Origin of the sequence: Thermocrispum municipale DSM 44069 (assembly GCF_000427825.1) — a bacterium.
Lineage (GTDB): Bacteria > Actinomycetota > Actinomycetes > Mycobacteriales > Pseudonocardiaceae > Thermocrispum > Thermocrispum municipale.
Genome location: NZ_ATYT01000008.1, coordinates 1 through 18784 on the forward strand (window position 1 = coordinate 1; position 18784 = coordinate 18784).

Annotated in this window: 24 protein-coding genes and 1 pseudogene; 11 read left to right on the forward strand and 14 right to left on the reverse strand. The window is 67.8% G+C overall.

The genetic code is table 11. The features are described 5' to 3' along the window. Positions 1–149: 149 nt before the first annotated feature. From YWM_RS25165 to YWM_RS0109755, 3 genes are read right to left on the reverse strand one after another with little or no spacing between them, the layout of a single operon-like run. Positions 150–1163, reverse strand: a complete 1014-nt coding sequence (locus YWM_RS25165; protein ID WP_156914723.1) for a PQQ-binding-like beta-propeller repeat protein — start codon at positions 1161–1163, stop codon at positions 150–152. Next, positions 1160–2029 carry a cytochrome c biogenesis CcdA family protein gene (locus YWM_RS0109750; RefSeq protein WP_028850579.1) on the reverse strand — a complete coding sequence of 290 codons (870 nt, stop codon included), beginning with the start codon at positions 2027–2029 and terminating at the stop codon, positions 1160–1162. The genes YWM_RS25165 and YWM_RS0109750 overlap by 4 nt, the downstream gene beginning before the upstream one ends. Before the next feature lie 6 nt (positions 2030–2035). Then, the gene (locus tag YWM_RS0109755) at positions 2036–2728 is read right to left on the reverse strand and encodes a DsbA family protein (protein WP_211232474.1); all 693 of its coding nucleotides are present in this window, start codon (positions 2726–2728) and stop codon (positions 2036–2038) included. Positions 2729–2880: 152 nt separating this feature from the next. Here YWM_RS0109755 and YWM_RS0109760 point away from each other — a divergent pair, with 152 nt between their 5' ends. From YWM_RS0109760 to YWM_RS0109780, 5 genes are read left to right on the forward strand one after another with little or no spacing between them, the layout of a single operon-like run. After that, a complete protein-coding gene (locus YWM_RS0109760; protein WP_052344767.1) occupies positions 2881–3471 on the forward strand; it encodes a hypothetical protein in 591 nt (196 codons plus the stop codon). Beyond that, positions 3468–3857, forward strand: coding sequence for a BlaI/MecI/CopY family transcriptional regulator (locus YWM_RS0109765; RefSeq protein WP_043660444.1), 390 nt, complete (start codon positions 3468–3470; stop codon positions 3855–3857). Before YWM_RS0109760 ends, YWM_RS0109765 begins: the two co-directional genes overlap by 4 nt. Beyond that, positions 3854–4837, forward strand: a complete 984-nt coding sequence (locus tag YWM_RS0109770; RefSeq protein WP_028850583.1) for a M56 family metallopeptidase — start codon at positions 3854–3856, stop codon at positions 4835–4837. The genes YWM_RS0109765 and YWM_RS0109770 overlap by 4 nt, the downstream gene beginning before the upstream one ends. A 32-nt stretch (positions 4838–4869) precedes the next feature. Beyond that, the gene (locus tag YWM_RS22920; protein ID WP_043660447.1) at positions 4870–5196 is read left to right on the forward strand and encodes a hypothetical protein; all 327 of its coding nucleotides are present in this window, start codon (positions 4870–4872) and stop codon (positions 5194–5196) included. 30 nt (positions 5197–5226) lie between these two features. Further along, the gene (locus tag YWM_RS0109780; protein ID WP_028850584.1) at positions 5227–5925 is read left to right on the forward strand and encodes an aspartate/glutamate racemase family protein; all 699 of its coding nucleotides are present in this window, start codon (positions 5227–5229) and stop codon (positions 5923–5925) included. A 39-nt stretch (positions 5926–5964) separates the two neighbouring features. Here the strand turns inward: YWM_RS0109780 and YWM_RS0109785 are convergent, their stop codons facing one another. The 4 genes from YWM_RS0109785 to YWM_RS27060 all read right to left on the reverse strand — a co-directional run bounded on the left by YWM_RS0109785 (position 5965) and on the right by YWM_RS27060 (position 7555). Then, on the reverse strand, positions 5965–6618 hold the full coding sequence (locus YWM_RS0109785; protein ID WP_028850585.1) for a class I SAM-dependent methyltransferase: 654 nt from the start codon (positions 6616–6618) through the stop codon (positions 5965–5967). Next, on the reverse strand, positions 6615–6779 hold the full coding sequence (locus tag YWM_RS26410; protein ID WP_169720974.1) for a hypothetical protein: 165 nt from the start codon (positions 6777–6779) through the stop codon (positions 6615–6617). Before YWM_RS26410 ends, YWM_RS0109785 begins: the two co-directional genes overlap by 4 nt. A gap of 66 nt (positions 6780–6845) precedes the next feature. Further along, entirely contained in the window at positions 6846–7121 is a 276-nt protein-coding gene (locus YWM_RS0109795) for a metal-sensitive transcriptional regulator (protein ID WP_026529653.1), read from the reverse strand. 299 nt (positions 7122–7420) lie between these two features. Continuing rightward, positions 7421–7555: a hypothetical protein gene (locus tag YWM_RS27060; RefSeq protein WP_257996725.1), complete on the reverse strand. Its 135-nt coding sequence runs from the start codon at positions 7553–7555 to the stop codon at positions 7421–7423. Between the two features lie 167 nt (positions 7556–7722). On the opposite strand from YWM_RS27060, the gene YWM_RS26415 reads away from it, so the two are divergent. Next, positions 7723–8088 carry a hypothetical protein gene (locus tag YWM_RS26415; protein WP_028850587.1) on the forward strand — a complete coding sequence of 122 codons (366 nt, stop codon included), beginning with the start codon at positions 7723–7725 and terminating at the stop codon, positions 8086–8088. Here the strand turns inward: YWM_RS26415 and YWM_RS22925 are convergent. From YWM_RS22925 to YWM_RS0109830, 4 genes and pseudogenes are all read right to left on the reverse strand, one after another. Further along, positions 8057–8545: pseudogene (locus tag YWM_RS22925) on the reverse strand (transposase); the annotation flags it as partial. The gene YWM_RS26415 and the pseudogene YWM_RS22925 sit on opposite strands and share 32 nt — an antisense overlap. 107 nt (positions 8546–8652) lie before the next feature. Next, a complete protein-coding gene (ltrA, locus tag YWM_RS0109820; protein WP_028850588.1) occupies positions 8653–10113 on the reverse strand; it encodes a group II intron reverse transcriptase/maturase in 1461 nt (486 codons plus the stop codon). A 540-nt stretch (positions 10114–10653) separates the two neighbouring features. Then, the gene (locus YWM_RS26615) at positions 10654–11127 is read right to left on the reverse strand and encodes a hypothetical protein (protein ID WP_028850589.1); all 474 of its coding nucleotides are present in this window, start codon (positions 11125–11127) and stop codon (positions 10654–10656) included. Then, positions 11124–11417 (reverse strand): IS3 family transposase, encoded by a 294-nt coding sequence (locus YWM_RS0109830; RefSeq protein WP_028850590.1) that lies wholly within the window; start codon positions 11415–11417, stop codon positions 11124–11126. The genes YWM_RS26615 and YWM_RS0109830 overlap by 4 nt, the downstream gene beginning before the upstream one ends. Before the next feature lie 217 nt (positions 11418–11634). Between YWM_RS0109830 and YWM_RS0109835 the strand changes: the two genes are divergently transcribed. Then, positions 11635–12336 (forward strand): hypothetical protein, encoded by a 702-nt coding sequence (locus tag YWM_RS0109835; RefSeq protein ID WP_028850591.1) that lies wholly within the window; start codon positions 11635–11637, stop codon positions 12334–12336. A 382-nt stretch (positions 12337–12718) separates the two neighbouring features. On the opposite strand, the gene YWM_RS25170 is transcribed toward YWM_RS0109835, so the two are convergent. From YWM_RS25170 to YWM_RS22935, 3 genes are read right to left on the reverse strand one after another with little or no spacing between them, the layout of a single operon-like run. Next, a complete protein-coding gene (locus tag YWM_RS25170; protein WP_052344737.1) occupies positions 12719–13999 on the reverse strand; it encodes an alpha/beta fold hydrolase in 1281 nt (426 codons plus the stop codon). Positions 14000–14005: 6 nt separating this feature from the next. Continuing rightward, positions 14006–14428, reverse strand: a complete 423-nt coding sequence (locus tag YWM_RS0109845) for a carboxymuconolactone decarboxylase family protein (RefSeq protein ID WP_028850592.1) — start codon at positions 14426–14428, stop codon at positions 14006–14008. A 19-nt stretch (positions 14429–14447) separates the two neighbouring features. Beyond that, complete coding sequence (locus YWM_RS22935; protein WP_052344738.1) at positions 14448–15149, reverse strand: GntR family transcriptional regulator; 702 nt, start codon at positions 15147–15149, stop codon at positions 14448–14450. Between the two features lie 111 nt (positions 15150–15260). Between YWM_RS22935 and YWM_RS22940 the strand changes: the two genes are divergently transcribed. From YWM_RS22940 to YWM_RS22945, 4 genes are all read left to right on the forward strand, one after another. After that, a complete protein-coding gene (locus tag YWM_RS22940) occupies positions 15261–15785 on the forward strand; it encodes a type II 3-dehydroquinate dehydratase (RefSeq protein ID WP_052344739.1) in 525 nt (174 codons plus the stop codon). Between the two features lie 27 nt (positions 15786–15812). Beyond that, entirely contained in the window at positions 15813–16538 is a 726-nt protein-coding gene (locus tag YWM_RS0109860; protein WP_245565991.1) for an SDR family NAD(P)-dependent oxidoreductase, read from the forward strand. Then, entirely contained in the window at positions 16535–17326 is a 792-nt protein-coding gene (locus tag YWM_RS0109865; protein WP_211232475.1) for an SDR family NAD(P)-dependent oxidoreductase, read from the forward strand. The genes YWM_RS0109860 and YWM_RS0109865 overlap by 4 nt, the downstream gene beginning before the upstream one ends. A gap of 69 nt (positions 17327–17395) precedes the next feature. Then, entirely contained in the window at positions 17396–18757 is a 1362-nt protein-coding gene (locus YWM_RS22945) for an MFS transporter (RefSeq protein WP_043660453.1), read from the forward strand. Positions 18758–18784: the final 27 nt, after the last annotated feature.

Below are 18784 nucleotides of genomic sequence, written 5' to 3' on the forward strand. Positions count from 1 at the left end.
CCGCGACACCGACTGCTCCGAGACCTTGTTCCGCCGAGCGGCCTCGGCGATCGTCATCTCCCCGGACAGCACGCTCAGCACGATCCGGATCTTGTCCTCCACCGGGAACACCGGGGGACGGCTCATCGTCATACCTCCTGCTCAGGAACCTACATAACCCCTGAGCCACAAAGTCTGACGCGCGACATCGCCGCGATGGTGGTCTCGGCGGCAACAGGCAGGGACCACAGTGGTCGGTCGTCGGCGTCATAGCCGTGCAGGCCGGTGTCGTCCAGGGTGACGAGGGTCCCCGTGGTGGGGTCTACGGCGGCGTCGCGTGCGGTGCTGCTCACGATGCTGCCCTGATCCAGGTCGAGGAGCGCGCCGGTGGTCTCGGAGGTGGCGACGAGCGCGAGCCCGTCTCCCGGTGCAGGGCGCAGGGACGCGCTGATGGACGCCGCCGTCCAGCCGTGCTCGGCGAGGGGGACGCGCCAGAGCTCCTGATCGTCGGCCGTGTCGCGCGCGATCAGAGCGTCCTCGTGGGTGAGCAGCACGATGCCGTGGTACTCGCCGATGATGCGGATACCTTCGGGGCTCGACTCGTCGGCCGCGACGTCTCCGGTGGTGGGGTCGAGCGCGACGCGTGGGCCGGTCTCGCCCATGAAGCCTTCGGGAGGTGCGGCGAAGACCAGCCCGGGGCCTTGGTAGGGGCCGGGCACCTCGACCGGACCCCAGACCCGTTCCCCGGTCGTCAGGTCGTAGGCGGTGGCAGTCGTCGCGGCCAGGGCGTCGGCCGTGGTCTGGAGGTCGCCCAGGATCGCGAGGGCTCGGCCGTGCGCGTCGGTGGTCACGACGAACCCGGTGCAGCTCGCTGGACGTTGCGCGGCCCACAGCACGTCCCCGTGGACGTCCACGGCGGTGAACTCCAGCACACCGTCGCGTTCACCGGCGGCCAGATACACCCCGTCCGCGTACTGCGGAGTGATGTCCCACCCGGGGTCCACGACCTCCAGCTCCTCGAACGGCGTCGGCAGCCGCATGCCCGAGGTGTCCACCACGGGTAGCGACCCATCGACCGAGTAGGGGTCTCTTACGGGCTCGGGCTCGGATGCCCCGCAGCCGGTCACCAGCAGCGCGGCCACGGCGGCGAGGGCAAGGCTGGAGCGTCGCCGGCGCGGCTTCATGACTGTTCCGCGCGGTGCTCGCCCGCCTGGGCGTCAGCGCGAGCGTGGGTACGGCGGCGTCTGGCCCAGAGCAAGAGTGCGATCCCGGCGATGAGGACGACGGCGAGGATGTCCAGGATCGGGTTCGCCAGGATCGCGGTGTTCTCTTGGAGCCAGGCCTGGGCGTCGAGCGGAACCAGTTCGGGAGCGCCGACCAGGCCGTTGGTGGTCCAGAACAGCACCCCGACGCCCACGATCAGCAGCCCGGTGACCACCGAGGTGGTGTGCAGCTCCCGGCCCAGCACGGTGAACGATCGCCCGCGCAGGAATCGGCGTCCACGGGCGCCCAGGCGCTGCCAGAGCGCGGCGATCAGCAGCAGCGGCAGCACCATGCCCGCGCCGTACACGGCGAGCATGACGCCGGCGGCGAGGGTGTCGCCGCGGGCGGCGGCCAGGGTGAGCACGGCGCCCAGGATCGGGCCGGCGCAGAATCCCGCGATGCCGCTGGCAGCGCCCAGCAGCACCGTCTTGACGAGTCCGGTCTTGGACGCCGCTTGCGCGTGCAGGTCGGCCCCGGCCGGTAGCAGCCGGGCAGGGTCGAACCCGAACCCGAGCGCCTGCGCCGCGCCGAGGACGACCAGGACCAGCGAGGCGACGAGCACGATCGCCTGCCGGTGAGTCACGAACAGCGTCCCCAGGGCGCCGGCTCCGACCCCCACGGGGACCAGGACGGCCAGCAGGCCGACGTAGAACACGGCTCCGTGCAGCAGCAGCCGGGGCCCGCTACCGATCGTGGAGGCGAAGAACGCCGGCATCAGCAGCGCCGCGCACGGGCTCAGCAGCGCGAGCGTGCCGCCGGCGAACGCGGCGAGCAGTCCGATGTCCACGCCGCCTCACTCCGCCGCGTCGAGCGCGCTCTGGAACGCTTCCTGGAACACCTCGGTGGGCTGCGCCCCGACGATCGGCTGTCCGCCCAGGATGAAGATCGGGGTGGAGGTGGCGCCGAGGTCGAACCCGAACTGCTGGTTGGCGGCGATCACCTGCGCCGTCTCCTCCGAGCCCAGGTCGGCGGCGAACTGCTCGGTGTCCAAACCGAGTTCGCCCGCCAAGGCGACGAGGGCTTCCTCGCTCAGCTCGCTCTCGGACCTGCGCTCCCCGTCCTCGAACAGGGCGTCGTGGTACTCCCAGAACGCCCCCTGGAGGGCGGCGGCGTACGAGGCCCGCGCTGCGCGCTCGGACGCGGGACCGAACACGTTGATGTCGCGCCACTCGATCCGCAGCTCCCCGGCGTCGACGTGCTCCATCATCGACGGCAGCGTCTGCTCGCTCCACCGAGCGCAGAACGGGCACTGATAGTCCGAGAACACCACCAGCACCACCGGCGCATCCACGGGCCCGGCCGCGAGCAGGTCCGCCTCGTCCCTGGTCTCGGCCGCAGACAGGTCCGGTTGCTCGGGGTTCTGCACCTCCGTCGGCGCGCCGCTATCCGACGGCGAGCCCCCCTCCTCGGCCGTCGTGCCACTCCAGTTCACCGCCACGATCACGGCGATCAGGACAGCAGCCAGGGTCAACACGGCGACCGGCACGATTTGTGACGACCTCGAACGGTTCGACGGTTTCGGGCGGTTCGTGGTCTCGGTGGGCATAGGGATTCTCCTGTTACTGTCGCGGGCACCGACCTCTACTATCTCAGATAGTCGACTATACGTGGTAGTCGAGTCATGTCAGAATGGGTTCCATGACCTCTCCCACGACTCGATCCCGCCAGGGCATCGGCGAAAGCTTCCGGTTGGCGGTCCAGGCGCTTCGAGGGTGGACGGGCCGGCAGGTGCTGGCCGCGATCGCCGCCTCGGCGGTCGTCGCGGTGGTGATCGGGGTGGCGACGGTGCTGATCCCCAACCCGGTGTTCGGTCGAGACATCCCGCCGGTGTGGTGGAACTATCCGGTGTGGCTGGTCACCTCGGTGCTGTCGGGCATGCTGGTCGCTACGTATGTCCGCCCGTACCGCGCCGCCGCGGACGAGCAGCAGGCGAATGCGGTCAGCGAGGACGGCGCCGCCACCGACGCGGCCGATGAGGCGCAGGCTCGGCGCAGCAGCCGGATGGGAATGGCCGGCGGCATCCTGGCGTGGTTCGCGGTGGGGTGCCCGGTGTGCAACAAGCTGGCGCTGCTGGCGCTGGGGTACTCGGGAGCGATCACCTGGTTCACCCCCGTGCAGCCGTTCCTCGCGCTCGGCGCGCTGATCCTGACCGGCGTCGCACTGGTGTGGCGACTACGCGGGCAGGTCGCTTGCCCGGTCCGCCCCGAGCCGGTGGCGGTTGTGCGATGAAGGCCGCCGATGGGCGCTCCGGCGACCTGCTGCGCCTGGGGGCGTTGGAAGCGCAGGTGATGGACGTGCTGTGGGACCACGGCCCGGCTACCGTGCGCGAAGTGATCGAGCACCTGCCCTCCGACCCCGCCTACACCACCATCGCGACCGTGCTCACCAACCTGGATCGCAAGCGCCTGGTGACCATCACGAGGCAGAACCGGTCCACCCGGTACGGCGCCAAGATCACCAGGCACGAGCTCGCCGCGAGGCTGATGGAGCAGGTGCTGGAGGCCAGCCGCGACCGGGCCGCCTCGATCCTGCAGTTCGTGGACTCGATGCCCGAGAACGACCTGGACCTGCTGCGCGACTACCTGGAACGCCGCGACCGGGGAGACATGCCATGACCGCGGGCATCCTCACGATGGCTCTGTGCACCGGACTGGTGGCATTGGCGGTGTTCGGGCCGTGGTTGCTGCGGCACGCTGCCCCCGCCCTGGTGCGCGTCCCGCGCTTGGCGATCGTGGTCGTCGCCGGCGGCATCGGGGTCTGGCTGGTCACGCTGCTGGCGATCGGCCCGGTGCTGGCCTGGGCCGGAGCCGGCCCCGCGCTGCTGCCCGAACGCGCGGCCGAGGTCTGCCAACGGTGCCTGACCGCCGCGAACCCGTTCTCCGCCGACACCACCGAAACCCTGATCCCCGCGGTGCTGCTGCTCGCCCTGCCGGTGGCGCTGGCCCTTGCTCTGGGAGCAGGTCTTGCCCGCCAGATGGTTCGGCGCAGCTCTCGCTCCCGGGACGCCGCCCGCACGCTGCTGCGCGGCGCGCGGCGGCAGCTCCTTCACGGGCACGAGGTGGCACTGGTCGACGCCGAGCACCCGTTCGCGCTTACCTTCCCCGACCGTCACGGCGGGATCGTGCTCTCCACCGGCGCGGTGCGCGCGCTGGGGCCGGGCGAGCTGGCCGCCGTGCTGGCCCACGAGCACGCCCACCTGCACCAACGCCACCACCTCATCACCGCGCTAGTGGACAGCATCGCCGCCTACCTACGGTGGGTGCCGCTGATCCGCGCTGTCGCCGACGCGCTGCCGCACTACCTGGAGATCGCCGCGGACGACCAGGCCCGCCGTCACGCAGGAACCCCGGCGCTGGTCAGCGCCCTGGTCAAGCTCGGCGAACGCACCCACCCCGCCATGCCGCAGCACTCCTGCCCGGTCGCCCTCCACGCCGCCGGTCCCGAACGCATCCGCCACCTCGTCCACCCCAGCGCCGGGCTGGCAGGCGCCCTGCCCGCCGTCGCGATCGCCGCATATCTGGTCGGCATGGCCGCCCTTGCCGCCGCCGTCCACCTGCCCTACGTCTCGGCCGCCCTCACCGGCTGCGCCACCTGACCCCGGCCAGAACAAGAGAGAACAACCAAGCAATGGATGCGAACCCTCGTGAGGTGATCCTGCACGTGGCCGACGACCCCGCCGACGTGCAACGGGCGCTGGACGCCGCCGCCGGACTCCACGCCGCCGGCCTGGGAGTGCGGGTGCGGGTGATCGTCAACGGCCCGGCACTGGCCGGCCTGACCGGCACCGATGCCGTGCAGGTGCCCGAGCACACCGAGGTGGCCGCGTGCAGCGTCGGGCTCGGACGGCGCGGCATCGACCCCGGCGAGCTGCGACCCGAGGTCGGCACGGTCCCCTCCGCGGTCACCGCGATCGTCCATGCGCAACTGGCCGGCGCCGCCTACATCCGCATCTGACCGGACCAGAAGGTGGCAGATGGAGCGCCGATGAGGACCATCGGGTTGCTGCACGGGATGAGCAGCGTCGCGACGGTGGACTACTACCGCCGGATCAACGACCGCGTGAACGAGCTGCGTGGCGGGCACGAGCGAGCCGAGCTGGTGCTGTCCAGCGTGAACTTCGGCGTCATCGAACGATGCGTGCGCGCCGAAGCCTGGGATGAGGCCGGACAGTATCTGGCAGGCAAAGCCCGGGGCCTGCAGCGGGCGGGAGCGGACTTCATCGCCTGCGGGAGCAACACGATGCACCGAGTCGCGCCCGTCATCGAGGCGGCGATCACCGTCCCATTCCTGCACATCGCCGATGTGGTCGCGACCACAGCGACCGACATCGGGGTGACCCGGCTGGGACTGCTCGGCACCGCGCCGACGATGGAACAGGACTTCTACCGGAGAAGACTCGAGCGAGCGGGCTTCACTGTGCTGCCCCCGGAGCCCGTCGACCGGACCACGGTCGATCAGATCATCTTCGACGAGCTGACCAGACACGTGTTCCGGCCTGAGTCTCGGGAGACCTACATCCGGGTCATGACAGACCTCCACGCGGCCGGGGCCGAGGCGATCGTGCTCGGATGCACCGAGATCATCCTCTTGGTCGGCCCCGACGACGTGCCGGGACTGCCGCTGCTTGACTCGACCACGCTGCACGTCGAAGCCATCGTCCAGACCGCGATGTCCCGCGGCTAAGCCGCCCCACAGCGGGTCCGCCGCGCCGGGACGAGCCGGTCACCGGCGCTGGAGGAGAAGTACCCCGTCGGTCAGCTCGGCGGCCTCGCCGGAAGGGGCGGTGGCGTGTCGGGTGTGCGTCTGGATGCTCAGGACGAGCCAGTCGTGCTCGTTGCGGTTCAGCTCCACGAACTGTCGTGCCGGGCTGGGAAAGCTGTGCGCGGGATGATCCGCGGCGTCGACCCAGGGTGGGAGTGCGGCGTGGGAGAGGACCACGAGGTGACCGCCGGCGCGCACCGTGGTGGCTGCGCGTTGCAGGATCGCGATGCGCGGGAGCGGGACAGGCGAGTGCAGGAAGCTGGCGGTCATCAGATCGTAGGGGCCGTCGTCCGGCTCCCACCGTGCCAGGTCGGCAGTGACGAACCGGGTGGCCGCGCTGGCCTGTTGACGCTGAGCCTCGCGGCGTGCGCGGGCGATAGCGGTGGCGGAGATGTCCACGCCGGTGACGAGCCAGCCCTGGGTGGCGAGCCAGATCGCATCGGCGCCCTCCCCGCACCCCAGATCCAGCGCTTTCCCCGGAGCCAAGTGCTGCACAGCGTTGACCAGGCTAGGGTTCGGGCGGCCCGACCACACGCGCTCGGCGTCCCGGTAGCGGCCCTCCCAGAACTCCTGAGGATTCTGAGAGGGCGAGTCGTGGCGCGTGGCGCCTGTCATCGTCCGAACAGGCGGGCGAAGAACCCGCTCGTCGCGGCTGCCTTCTCCTTCTCCTTGTCGTGTCCGGGGCACCACTGGCCCGCCGGCACGGTGCGCTTGACCTCGGCGATGTGCTGGCCGCAGCCGGCCCAGGTGGTCTTGCCGCAGGTCTTACAGGTCACAGCTCGGCACATGGATTGCTTCTTCCTTCGAGGGCTGTCTGTCGGTTGGTCGTGAGGATCGCTCGTTCAGGCGAGCGTGAGGAACAGCTTCTCCAGCTCCTCGGTGGTGATGTCGTCGGCACGGTTGGTGCCGTCGGGGTCGGCGATGCAGTCCTTCATCGCGGTGGAGATGATCGCGAACCCGGCACGGTCAAGCGCCGAGGAGACCGCCGCGAGCTGGGTCACCACCTCCCGGCACGACCCGCCGCCTTCGACCGCGTCAATGACGGCGTTGAGCTGGCCGCGGGCGCGGCGGAGCCGGTTGAGGATGCGGCGCTGGGCGTCGGGGTCACTCGTGGACATGAGAACTCCTGTTCGGGACGGGGGCGCTCGTCAGGTCGACGTGCTGCCGGGCATCGGGGATGTCGAGTGTGTGCTGCGGCGTCTGAGGCTGCCGACGAGTGGTGAGCCAGCTCGTCGGGCATGTTCCTGTGACCGCCATGACCGCGATGACGGTGGCCATCACGCCGGCGGCTACCGCGATCGCCGGGTCCGTCGACAGCATGGATGCACCGAACGCGCCGACGATCAGGGCGACGGCTCCACGGCTCAGCCGCCCCCATACGCCGGCGCGGCATGCCGGGGCGCAGGTGAGCTGTCGGTCAGACATAGGCGAAACTCCTCTGACTGTCAGGAACGTCGTCGAGTGGGTGGTCGGCCCAAAAGCCCAGGATCGGCACCGAGCTCTCCTCGACCACCCGGGTCGGGTTCTCTCGCCTGATCTCGGTCGCGCCCATGACTCCACTATACCCCCGGGGGTATAGTGATCTCAACTTTGTCATCGCAGCGTTGCGAACGAGGTCTCCGCGACAGAGGGAAGCGGACTCTCCGGACGGTTGTGCAGCGCCCGCCGATCGCTCCTCGCGCAGCCCACTCCTCTCGGACCGCGTGGGCCGCAGGGAGCATGCGGGAGACAGTCGGACGGAGTAAGCCACCGCCGCGGCGCTGGCATGGGTTCCTCAGCGCGGCGGCGGGGACGGTCCTCGTCCTCGCTGGCGGGGCGCTGCTGGTAGGCCTTCTCGCCGCGCCGGAGCGGGTCGAGTATGTGTACGGGACGGTGAAGACGGCGGTCACGGGAAGCATCCATGCCGCGCGGGAGGACGCGTTCGGAGACCTGCCCACCGTGGACTTGGGCGCCACGGGTGGCGTGCACGAACTAGACGGCTGCGACGGAACGTTCACGGAGATGAGTTCCTACGAGCGGGAGGGTCTGATGCACGAACTGGTGACAGTTTCGGTTAGGCCGCCTGGGTGGCAGCGGGCTTCATGATCAGTTCGTATTCGACCGGGGTCAACCGCCCGAGAGCGGCTTGGCGACGGCGTCGGTGATAGGTCCGTTCGATCTAGGCGACGATTGCGATTCGTAGCTCCTCGCGGGTGTTCCAGACGCGGCGGTCGAGGACGTTCTTCTGCAGCAGCGAGAAGAACGACTCCATCGCGGCGTTGTCGGCGGCCGCGCCGACGCGACCCATCGATCCGGCCATGTCGTGACGATTGAGCTGGTGGACCAGCTTCCTGGACCGGAACTGCGACCCGCGGTCGGTGTGCAGGACACAACCAGCCACGTCCACACCCTCAGCGCGGTGGCGAGCGACGGTGTTGTCGAGTGCAGCGACCGCGATCCGCGACTTCATCCGTGAGTCGATCGAGTAGCCGACGATCCGGTTGGAGTAGACGTCCTTGATCGCGCAGAGGTAGAGCTTGCCTTCACGGGTCCAGTGCTCGGTGTAGGGGTCGGACCGGGGCGCCCTGTCAGCCTCACGGCTGGTGGGTTTCCCCGGCCCGCCCTCCGAACCGGACGTGCGACTCTCACCGCATCCGGCTCTCCACGTGGTCATGCCGCTGGGCTGGGATGAGGCGTTGTTGGACTCGACCATGGGGTCGGGATCTTGGTGCCCCGGTAGCGGTAGCGCTCGATGGGGAACGCATTGGCTCGGAACATGTCGATCCCTCCGGCACGGATGTGCCATCCGGGCAGGTAGCGCCGGACCAGGGTGTGCATGTTCAGCCCGAGGTGTCGTTTGCGGAGCCACCCGACCACCCGCCAGAAGGCGAAGTGATCGAGGTAGCCGAAGGTCCGCGAGGACACTCCGTGACGGAAGTATGTGCACCAGCCTCGCAGCGTCGGGTTCAACCGGCGCAGCAGGTCTGCGAGCGTTCGATGTCTTGCACGGCGCGTCAACGTCCGCACCTTATCGATGATCGAAGTCAACGACTTCTTCGACGGGTAGGTGTAGATCGCCTTCTTGCCGGTCCGACTCCGCCAGTCGCGACGCTGGATGCGCCAGCCGAGGAAGTCAAACCCCTCATCGATGTGACAGACCCTCGTCTTCTCAACCGACAGGCGCAAGCCCATCGGCGTAAGCACTGCTGTGACCTCGTCCCACAGCGCTTCGGCGTCGGCGCGTTGCCCGTGGATGAGGACCACGAAGTCGTCGGCGTAGCGGACGAGCTTCATGACCGCACCCCCGGCGCGTCGATGCTTGGCACGTGTCCACTCCGGGCCGAGCGCTTCCCACTTGGCGGTGAAATGCTCGTCCAGCACGGACAGGGCGATGTTGGCCAGCAGCGGTGAGAGGATTCCGCCTTGAGGTGTGCCGGTGATCGTCTCGCGGTTCATGCCGTCCTCGGTGAGGACACCGGCCCGCAAGAACGCCTTGACCCAGCCCAGGACCCGCTTGTCCCCGACACGTCGCCGCACCCGCTCCACAAGCGCGGTGTGGTCGATCTCGTCGAAGCACGCCTTGATGTCGGCCTCGAACACCCACTCGTAGTTGCGGGTAGGCGATGCGAGGTAGTGAATCTCGGCGATCGCGTCCTGGGCTCGGCGACGAGGACGGAAGCCGTAGGAACACGGCTTGAAGTCCGCCTCGAAGATCGGCTCAAGCACCAGTTTCAACGCAGCCTGCACGACCCGGTCACGAGCAGTCGGGATCCCCAGCGACCGGACCTCGCCCGAAGCCTTGGGGATCGTCTTCTGCCGCACCGGTAGCGGCACGAATTCACCTGCCTTCAAGTCCTCGCGGACTCCGATCAGCAGATCCATCGCCGCCCAGCCGACACCGCGTGGGGTGACCCCATCGACGCCTGCTGTTCGTGCTCCCTTGTTCCCCCGCACCCGGTGCCACGCCACGACCAAGAAGGCCGGGTCGTAGACCAGGTTGGCGAGGTCATCGAAACGACGGTCGGGATTCTCCGTCGCCCATCGGTGCAGCTTCTTCTGCATCCGCAGTACCCGCCACTCGGCCTCCTCCCGCTCGGGGAAGACGACACTGGACAGATCGCCGGTGTTCACCAGCGCACTCCTACGAACGCGTTGATGCCGCGAACACGCTGGACCCCTTCGCCATGCGGCCGGCTTTCCCGGCCTCGGACTACTACGGGTCCTCCGCCCCACCGCGACAGCATCGGTCGGCGACGGACCTTCCCGCCGAACAGCAGGCTGCTGATCGGGGAGGGGATCGTCGCGGTGGTTCCCACGTTCACTGTCGAACCGCTCGACGGGGTCGGCGCCCAGCTATGCCCCTGCAGCATCGCCGCGGCTACGCCGCAGACATTCACCACGGCCTCCCGGCTGGCGACATCACCCAGCCAAGGAGTTCCCCGCACCAGGACGACCGAAGGCGCCTGACGCAGGTGCGCGCTGCTAACCGGCCCTGATCCACCAGGTTCGAGCCGGAGGCTCTCTTGAGGGGCGTTCAGCCGCTGGTTCCTCACGTACGCCTTCCCGTCTTGCTAGCCGGACCCGCGCCATCTGGCAGTGCTGACGCGTCCCGTCGTTGTCAGGGCTGCTTCCGCCCTCGCCCCCGTCCCGGGGGTCGGGCTGCCCTCAACTTCACCGTGCTGCTGCGACAGCACGGCGGTGGTGGTCTCTCACCCCCACTCGGTTCAACAGCGCCTCGTGGCGCTCGATGTCGGCCAGCCACAGCCGGTTCGGGGCGCCGGCGGTGAAGTTCCGCATCACCAGGTCGTCGTGGACCGGCGGGCCTGGCTTCTTGCCGTTGCGGCCGCGCCTCTTCCCGAACGCTGACCACCAGCCCAGGTCGGAGCAGATCCTCCACGCGGTCCGCTCTGCCATCGACTCACCGGCTTCCCTGGCTTCGTCGACCAGGAACCGGTAGCCGAACTCGGGGTCCTCGCGGTGAGCGTCGAACAACGCGTTGGCCCGGTAGGCCGCAGCCAGTTCGGCGTCGGTCACCGGCTTGGAGAGCCAGCGGTAGTAGGGCTGGCGGGCGATCTTGAGCACCCGGCACGTCACCGTGACGGGAACCCCGTCGTCGGCCAGCTCGCGGACGAGCGGGTACATCATTTTCCCGGCAGATGAGCCTGCGACAGATAGGCCGCAGCGCGGCGCAGGACCTCGTTCTCCTGCTCGAGCAGCTTGATCCGCTTGTTCGCCTCCCGCAGCGCGTCGGACTCGCTACCCGACTGTGGCGAGCGAGACGACCGGGCCGAGTTCTTCTCGTCGATCGCCAGCCAGCGCTTCAAGCACGACGGCGAGATACCGAAGTCCTTGGCGACCTGGGCCATCGAGGCATCGGACTCCCGGTAGACCCGGATCACGTCCTCGCGAAACTCCTTGGGGAACGCCTTCGGCATGATGCACATCCTTCCAGCGCCGACACACATCGACGCAGATCGGATGTCACCTATCCGTGCAGCAGTCCCTCAAGCCCGAGAACGTGCTTGCCACGATCCACGCATATGTTGACGATTTGCCCCAAGCAGATGAAGAGCAGACGTAGGAGGCCGACCAGGCACCTGCTGGTGGTCCACATGACACCGAGCAACTCCGAAGCCAGTGGACGCTGAACCTATGAGCAATGCGGTCGGGGCGAAGGCTCGTCGCGAAGAGGAGATTGCGTTCCTGGCGATGGAACAAGTGCTTGGGATCGACATCTCGTTGGCGGACGCGGGCGCTGGTGACAAGATGCCAGACGGTTCTTGGACCTACCCCGATAGCAGAGGACGCAAGGGCATCGTCGAGGTCACGTCGCCGCCAGCCGAGCGCTTGTTGGCTGAGTGGGCGCGAGCGAAGAGGGAGGGTCGGCCACAGACCGAGAGTGGATCGATCCCCACGCGTCTGAATCAGTTAGCGCGAGTTTGCGCCGAGATGCTGGCGACGCAGTGGGCGTGCCAGAACTTCGAGAAGCTTCTAGCTCAATCGGCGGATGAGCGACATTTGTTCTTGTTCGCTCGGCAACATAGGGATGGCTCCTACTTCTATCGTCTTTCCGACTCCTACGAAGGCGGGACGGGGGAGGACGTGGACGACCTTGTCCTTCCGCATGGCATCTCCGACGTCTGGTTCCGTGGTCGCGCGAGCCGTGACGTGTCCGATCCTCTCGGTGTAACGCAACTCCGGCTGGCAAGGTTTCAGGCAGCATCCGGCTGGCACCGCTACACGGTCCGCATAGAGGAGCGGCAACTGCCAGTGCCCAACCCGAGCATCGCTGACGATCGAGTTCCGGCAGGTTGGCGGCTGCCAAAGGATCGTACTCATCCCGTCGAGGACTGATGATGCACGCAAGACGTGTGGCCCACTCGGACGCCCTTGACCCGGTCAAGCATCTGGCTGGCACAAGAGACGCTTCGACCGAGAAACAAAGTGTCAATCAGCCCTTCAAGCCGCGGTGACGAGGGGGACCAAAAGGGGACCAGAATCATGCAAACCATGCATGTCGTGACACGCGCTGCATGACCTGGGGTCCGGAACGACGCGGATTTCGGGATCGGCGGAGCCGTCTGGACGCCTGGGGGTCAAGGGGTCGCAGGTTCAAATCCTGTCAGCCCGACCGCGAGACAAGGCCCGGTGAGCCGACGGAATTCCGGCTCACCGGGCCTTGTGCATGCAGCGGGCGGCGGAAACCGGCGCCGGCTGCAAGACCTCGCGCCGGCGATCATCCCGGCGCGTCCGCGGGCGCGCCTGCTTGCGAGTTCGCCGAGGCAATTTGCTCCAATGCCCACGTCAGGTAACCGGCGAACACGGACGGGTTCTCCGCGTGCGGGAAGTGGCCGAGCTCGGGCATCTCACGGAACCGCGCTCCCGGGATGGCCTCGGCGAGTTCCCGCGTGGCGCTGGGCGGGACCGTGTAGTCGTAGACGCCGCTGAGCAGCACCACGGGGGGAGTGTGCGGCCCGAACAGGGACCGGACGTTGTCGATGTCCCACGAGGTGGAGTAGTAGACGATGTCGCGTTCGTAGACACCGAAGCCGCCTTGCGAATAGCCCCACCACACCCAGTCACGATCGGCTCGTGGCGATTCGGGAGACATCAGCCCGAACGTCCACTCCGGGACGTGGGTCGTCTGATTGACGCGTGGGTTGCGCAGCCACGGCGTGTGCCGGTTCGCCACTCGCGGGCCCGCCTGACAGCCGACGGCGCCGCGGATCGATCGCGGGTACCGGGCTGCCATCTCCACGACGACCGCGCCCGCCATGGAAGCGCCCACCAGCACCGGCTTCTCGGGCAGCGCGAGCCGCTCGACGAACCTGGCGATGAACTCGGTGTAGCTGTCCGAGGTCAGCTGATAGGCCGACCCGGTTCGGCCGTAGGGAGGTAGCGACTTCCCGTGCCACGGGAGATCCACCGCGATCAGCCGGTTGGTCGCGGTCAAGCGCTGGTCGGTCAACAGCCCGCGATACTGGCTGCTGTCCGCCCCGGCGGTAGCCAACAGGATGACGGGCGGACCGGATCCGGAGCTTTCGTAGAAGACGTCACAAGTACCCCACGCGCTGGTGTCGACCCGGACATAACGGCCGATCACGTCGACCGGCTCCGGCGGCACTGCCGCGGGTGCCGCAGCTGCAGCATCGCGCGCCAGCTCGATCACGCGGCGCACCAGGTGCAGGTGCTGAGCGAACGCTTCCGCGTTGCCGGTCACCGCTCCGGACCCGCGTGGCGCCACGAACGCCAACACGTGTTGTGTGCGGGGGAGTGGATGCTTGTCCAGGAGCGCTGACCAATCGTCGGCGGTCAGCTCGACCCGGAAGTCCGGTGGATCTGCGCTGCCATCGTCCGGCTGGGCGGATATCTCCTCACCGCTGAAGGTGATCCGCCACGCTTCGCCCTCGCGGACGGCGAGCGTGAAGCTGATCCACGCAGGCCCGAACGTGCGCAGCTCGGGATCGGCACACAACCGTCGCGGTAGATCGCTGGGCAGGAAACCCGTACCGCTCATCGTCGATCATTTCCCGGCGCCGGCGTCGTGTACGGACACCGACGGCTCGATGCCTTCGGCGCCGACCACGTGTTTCCACGCGTCGAAGCCGCCCTGGAACGCCACCACGCCCGCTTCCGGCAACGCGATCTCGATCGCCTCCAGGATCTCCTCGGGGCTGAGTCCCAGGTCGAGCGCCACCCGGATGTGGCTTTCGATCTGCGCGCGGGGTGCCCGCAGCACGGTGAGGCTGACGATGAAGATGAGCTCCTTCATCTTGCGATCCAGCCGCCGTTGTTCCAGGTAGACCGCGGAGACCAGGCCGTTGGCCGCCTTGAGCGCATCGAGGTCGTACTTGGCCATGACCTTGTGGTAGTCGAGGACGTAGCCACGTTTGCGCGCCATGTCGTCGACGTACTCCTGGGCTGCGTTGCCGGTGCCGTCAGTCATCGGTGTGCGGGTCCCTTCTTCACTCGCGGACGCTTGGTCGGGTCATGGCTTCGGTGGGGTGTGCGGCGCCGTCGCGCGATCGCTTGCTCTCCAAGGCGATCCGGGCGGCCGACTCGACGTGCACCAGGCAGGCCTCCGCCGCAGCTTGTGGATCACGCGCCTTGATGGCGCGCAGCACCGCCCCGAGTTCGTCCACCATCGCCTGGTGCCGGTTCGGGGAGCCGAGGGTCAGTCGACGCAGCTGGCTCACCCGGGCCTGGATGTTGTCCAGCATTTCCTTGATCACCTTGTTGCCCGATGCCTCGACCAGCGCGTCGTAGAACCGGTTCTTGAGCTCGATGAGCTCGTCCAGCGGGAGCGTGCGTGCGGCGACGATCTCGTCGAAGATCTCCACCAGTCGATCGAGCTGCTCGTCGCTCGCCCGTTCCGCGGCCAGCCGGCCTGCGGCGCTTTCCAGTGCGGCTCGCGTTTCGTACAGATCGCGAACGTCGGCCTCGGTCAACGTGACGACCACCGGGCCGAACTGGGGCTCGATCCGAACCAGGTGCTCGCTCTCCAGCTGTCGGAGCGCTTCCCGGATGACCGTGCGGCTCACTTCGTAGGCGGCGCACAGGTCGCGTTCCTTCAGGCGACTGCCTGGGGGATAGGTCTCATCCACGATGTGTGCGCGCAGCGCTTGGACGACCTGGCTGCGCAGCGGGGCGGCTTCGCGATGAATCATGCCTCAATCTACCCAAGTAAGACCGTATTACGGTATTCCGATAATGTGCTACCGTAGCACGGCAACGAGCTCCCCGCCGGGTGGCGGGTCATTCGTGGGAAGGCACCAGGTATGTCCGTAACTGGCATCCGGTCCGGGTCCGCGACGCACCGCATCGCGGTGATCGACGGGCCGAACATGTCCAACCTCGGCGCCCGGAACCGCAGGGTCTACGGCGAGATCGGCTCGATCGAGGAACTGCAGCAGTTCTGCCGGGACTTCGGCGCACGGCTCGGGGTCGAGGTGACCTGCTTCGTGTCGAATTTCGAAGGCGAGATCCTCGAGTTCATCCACGCGCAGGCCACGCAGGTCGACGGATTCGTCATCAATCCGGCCGGGCTGACCGAGATCGGCATCCCGACCAAGCATGCGCTTTCGGAGACCGGCAAGCCGTTCGTCGAGGTGCATTTCGCCAACGTGCATGCCCCGCCGCACTCGCCGCGGGGTCTGCCGATCGGGCCGTGGGAGTCGGTGTTCACCCCAGCCGCCACTGGCGCGGTCATGGGCTTGCGGCAGTACAGCTACGCGGCGGCGATTCTGGGGCTGACGATGTCGTTGGACGACGAGTCCTTCCTCGGCGCCCCGGCGGAGGGCTGAGCGATGGCCGGTGTGCAACGAGGGCGCGTGGTCGTGGTGACCGGTGGTGCTTCCGGTATCGGGCGGGCTTGTGTGGAGCACTTCCTCGAGCTGGACGCCACGGTGGCCAGCATCGATCTGCGCACGGCAGGGGACTCGGCCGTGCTGGAGTGCGAGGCCGACCTGACCGATCAGGCGCAGGTCGACGCCGCGTTGCAGCGGATCGTCGCCGAGCTGGGCGGCGTGGACGTGCTCGTGAACAACGCGGGCGTGAGCTACGTCGGTGGCATCGAGGACGGTTCCGAGGACGACTGGTTCAGGCTCTGGAATGTCAACCTGATGGGCTATGTGCGGGCCATTCGTGCCGCCCTCCCGCACCTGCGCCGTTCGGCCGCTCCGTCGGTGGTCAACGTGTCCTCGACGACCGCGACGTCGGGTTTTCGGCAACGCGCGCTGTACTCGGCGACGAAGGGTGCGATCGAAGCCATGACGCGATCGGTGGCGGCGGACCTGGTCGCCGAAGGCATCCCGGTCAACGCCGTCAACCCGGGGACGGTCGACACCCCCTTCATGGCCGAACTGGCCGCGCAGGCGGAGGATCCGGTCGCGCGTCGAGCAGATTTCGACGCCCGCCAGCCGACCGGGCGCATGGTGTCGCCCCGCGAGGTCGCGTTGGCGGTCGCCTACGCGGCGCATCCGGAGAACCGCTCGATGATCGGCGCCACGCTCATGGTCGACGGCGGCATCTTCCCGTTGCACATCACGCGGGCTTGAGCGGTCTGTCGCACGAACCGGAAAGGCAGGACATGAGACTCAAGAACAAAGTTGCCGTGATCACCGGCGCCGGGCAGGGGATCGGCAAGGTGTTCGCTTCGGCATTCGCCGCGGAGGGGGCGCGGATCGTCATCGCCGACGTCAACAGCGGTGCCGGTGAAGCCGCGGCGAAAGCGGTGCGTGACGAGGGTGGCGAGGCCATCGCGGTCACCACTGACGTGTCGGATGAACGATCCACCCGCGACATGGCCGCTGCGGCCGTGGACCACTTCGGCACGATCGATATCCTGGTCAACAACGCGGCCATCTTCTCGACGCTGTCGATGAAACCGTTCGACGCCATTCCGGTCGAGGAATGGGATCGGGTTTTCGCGGTGAACACCCGAGGCACTTTTCTGGCGTGCAAGGCCGTTGCGCCCATCATGCGGGAACGCGGTTACGGTCGGATCATCAATATTTCTTCCAGTGTCGTGGTGACCGGCCGGCCGAATTATGCGCATTATGTGGCGTCGAAAGGCGCGGTGTGGGCCTTCACGCACGCGCTGGCGACCGAGCTGGGCGAGGACGGCATCACGGTGAACGCCATCAGCCCGCACGGCATCATCACCGAGATTCCCCGGGAGACCATCTCGGACGAGGGTTGGCGGCGCAACCTGGAAGAACAGGCGATCAAGCGCAAGGGCGAGCCGGCCGACCTGGTGGGTGCGGCCATCTATCTCGCCAGTGACGAGAGCCGGTACATGACCGGCCAGACGCTGAGCCTCGACGCCGGTCTGCGATTCACCTGATCGCGCACCGGGTCAGCGGATCGGCGACAGTCCGCTCGAGCTGTTTTCGCTCACGAAAGGTTTGTCAACGTGGACAACCCAACCCAACTTTCGCCGGAAAAGGATGCGCTTCGCGCCAGGGCGGTCGCGAAAGTGCATATGCGGATCATGCCGCTGATTTTCGTGCTGTATCTGGTCAACTACATGGACCGTACGGCGCTGGGAATCGCCAATGCCAACGGGATGGATACCGAGCTCGGTCTGACCGCGACCATGTTCGGGCTGGCGTCCGGGATTTTCTTCGTCGGCTACATCCTGCTCGAAGTCCCCAGCAGCGTCCTCGCGCAGAAGCTGGGTGCGCGGAAATGGATCGCCCGTATCGCGGTGAGTTGGGGAGTGGTGGCTTCGCTGACCGCGTTCGTGCCGAGCTACGAGTGGTTGCTGGTGGCCCGGTTCCTGCTGGGCGTCGCGGAAGCGGGGTTCGCCCCGACGGTTCTGCTGTATCTGACCATCTGGTTCTCCAACCGGGAACGGCCCAAGGCGTTCTCGCTGTACCTGCTGGGCATCCCGTTCTCGTCGGTTCTTGCCGGGCCCATCGGCACCTGGCTGATCGAAGCCGGCGACGGGGTGATGGGCCTGAGCGGCTGGCGCTTCATGACGCTGGCCTCGGGGATTCCCGCGATCCTCGTCGGGTTCGTGGCGTTGGTCTACCTGACCGACCGGCCGCAGGATGCGTCCTGGCTCACCGGTGACGAGAAGCAGGCGATCCTCGACGACATCGAACGCGAGACCGAGCCGGAGGTGCGCGTCCAGCACGGCGGGGTGTTGTCGTCGATGCGTTCGCTGCGCACGTGGGTGATGGGGCTTGCCTACTTCGGCCTGGTTTACGGGCTGTACGCGATCGGGTTCTTCATGCCCGCGGTCATCGACGGATTCGCCGAGCGGTTCGGTACCACGTTCAGCACGGTGGAGAACGGGTTCTTGATCGCCGTGCCGTATGTGTTCGCCACCATCGCGCTGGTGTTGTGGCCGCGGCACGCCACCAAGTCCGGCGACATCGGGTGGCACGTGCTGATCGGCACCGCCGTCGGTGCGGCGGGCATTCTGCTGGCCGCGTTCGGCGACAGCCCGTGGCTCGTCATGATCGGCGTCAGCGCCTGCGCAACCGGGGTCATTTCCAGCATGCCGCTGGTGTACAGCCTGCCGGCGCGCATCTTGTCGGCGGTGTCGGTCGGCGCCGGGCTCGCGTTGGTGAACTCGATCGGGAACGTCGGCGGGTTCGCGGGGCCGTTCGTCACCGGCTGGCTGCGTGACCTGTCCGGCAGCACCGAGGTACCGTTCGTCGTCCTGGCAGGCATTCTGCTGGGTGCGGGCGTGATCTCGGTGCAGGTGCAGCGCACCACTCGCAGCCGCAATGCGAAGATCGAGAAGGCATTGTCGTCGCGACAGTGAGAGGCGGAGAGGGGCTGTGTCGCACAT

Coding starts and splice junctions, on each gene's coding strand:
- YWM_RS25165 (WP_156914723.1), bottom strand. CDS start 1,163: ATGAAGCCGCGCCGGCGACGCTCCAGCCTTGCCCTCGCCGCCGTGGCC.
- YWM_RS0109760 (WP_052344767.1), top strand. CDS start 2,881: ATGACCTCTCCCACGACTCGATCCCGCCAGGGCATCGGCGAAAGCTTC.
- YWM_RS0109765 (WP_043660444.1), top strand. CDS start 3,468: ATGAAGGCCGCCGATGGGCGCTCCGGCGACCTGCTGCGCCTGGGGGCG.
- YWM_RS0109770 (WP_028850583.1), top strand. CDS start 3,854: ATGACCGCGGGCATCCTCACGATGGCTCTGTGCACCGGACTGGTGGCA.
- YWM_RS22920 (WP_043660447.1), top strand. CDS start 4,870: ATGGATGCGAACCCTCGTGAGGTGATCCTGCACGTGGCCGACGACCCC.
- YWM_RS0109780 (WP_028850584.1), top strand. CDS start 5,227: ATGAGGACCATCGGGTTGCTGCACGGGATGAGCAGCGTCGCGACGGTG.
- YWM_RS0109785 (WP_028850585.1), bottom strand. CDS start 6,618: ATGACAGGCGCCACGCGCCACGACTCGCCCTCTCAGAATCCTCAGGAG.
- YWM_RS0109795 (WP_026529653.1), bottom strand. CDS start 7,121: ATGTCCACGAGTGACCCCGACGCCCAGCGCCGCATCCTCAACCGGCTC.
- YWM_RS27060 (WP_257996725.1), bottom strand. CDS start 7,555: ATGGGCGCGACCGAGATCAGGCGAGAGAACCCGACCCGGGTGGTCGAG.
- YWM_RS26415 (WP_028850587.1), top strand. CDS start 7,723: ATGCGGGAGACAGTCGGACGGAGTAAGCCACCGCCGCGGCGCTGGCAT.
- YWM_RS26615 (WP_028850589.1), bottom strand. CDS start 11,127: ATGATGTACCCGCTCGTCCGCGAGCTGGCCGACGACGGGGTTCCCGTC.
- YWM_RS0109830 (WP_028850590.1), bottom strand. CDS start 11,417: ATGCCGAAGGCGTTCCCCAAGGAGTTTCGCGAGGACGTGATCCGGGTC.
- YWM_RS0109835 (WP_028850591.1), top strand. CDS start 11,635: ATGAGCAATGCGGTCGGGGCGAAGGCTCGTCGCGAAGAGGAGATTGCG.
- YWM_RS25170 (WP_052344737.1), bottom strand. CDS start 13,999: ATGAGCGGTACGGGTTTCCTGCCCAGCGATCTACCGCGACGGTTGTGT.
- YWM_RS0109845 (WP_028850592.1), bottom strand. CDS start 14,428: ATGACTGACGGCACCGGCAACGCAGCCCAGGAGTACGTCGACGACATG.
- YWM_RS22935 (WP_052344738.1), bottom strand. CDS start 15,149: ATGATTCATCGCGAAGCCGCCCCGCTGCGCAGCCAGGTCGTCCAAGCG.
- YWM_RS22940 (WP_052344739.1), top strand. CDS start 15,261: ATGTCCGTAACTGGCATCCGGTCCGGGTCCGCGACGCACCGCATCGCG.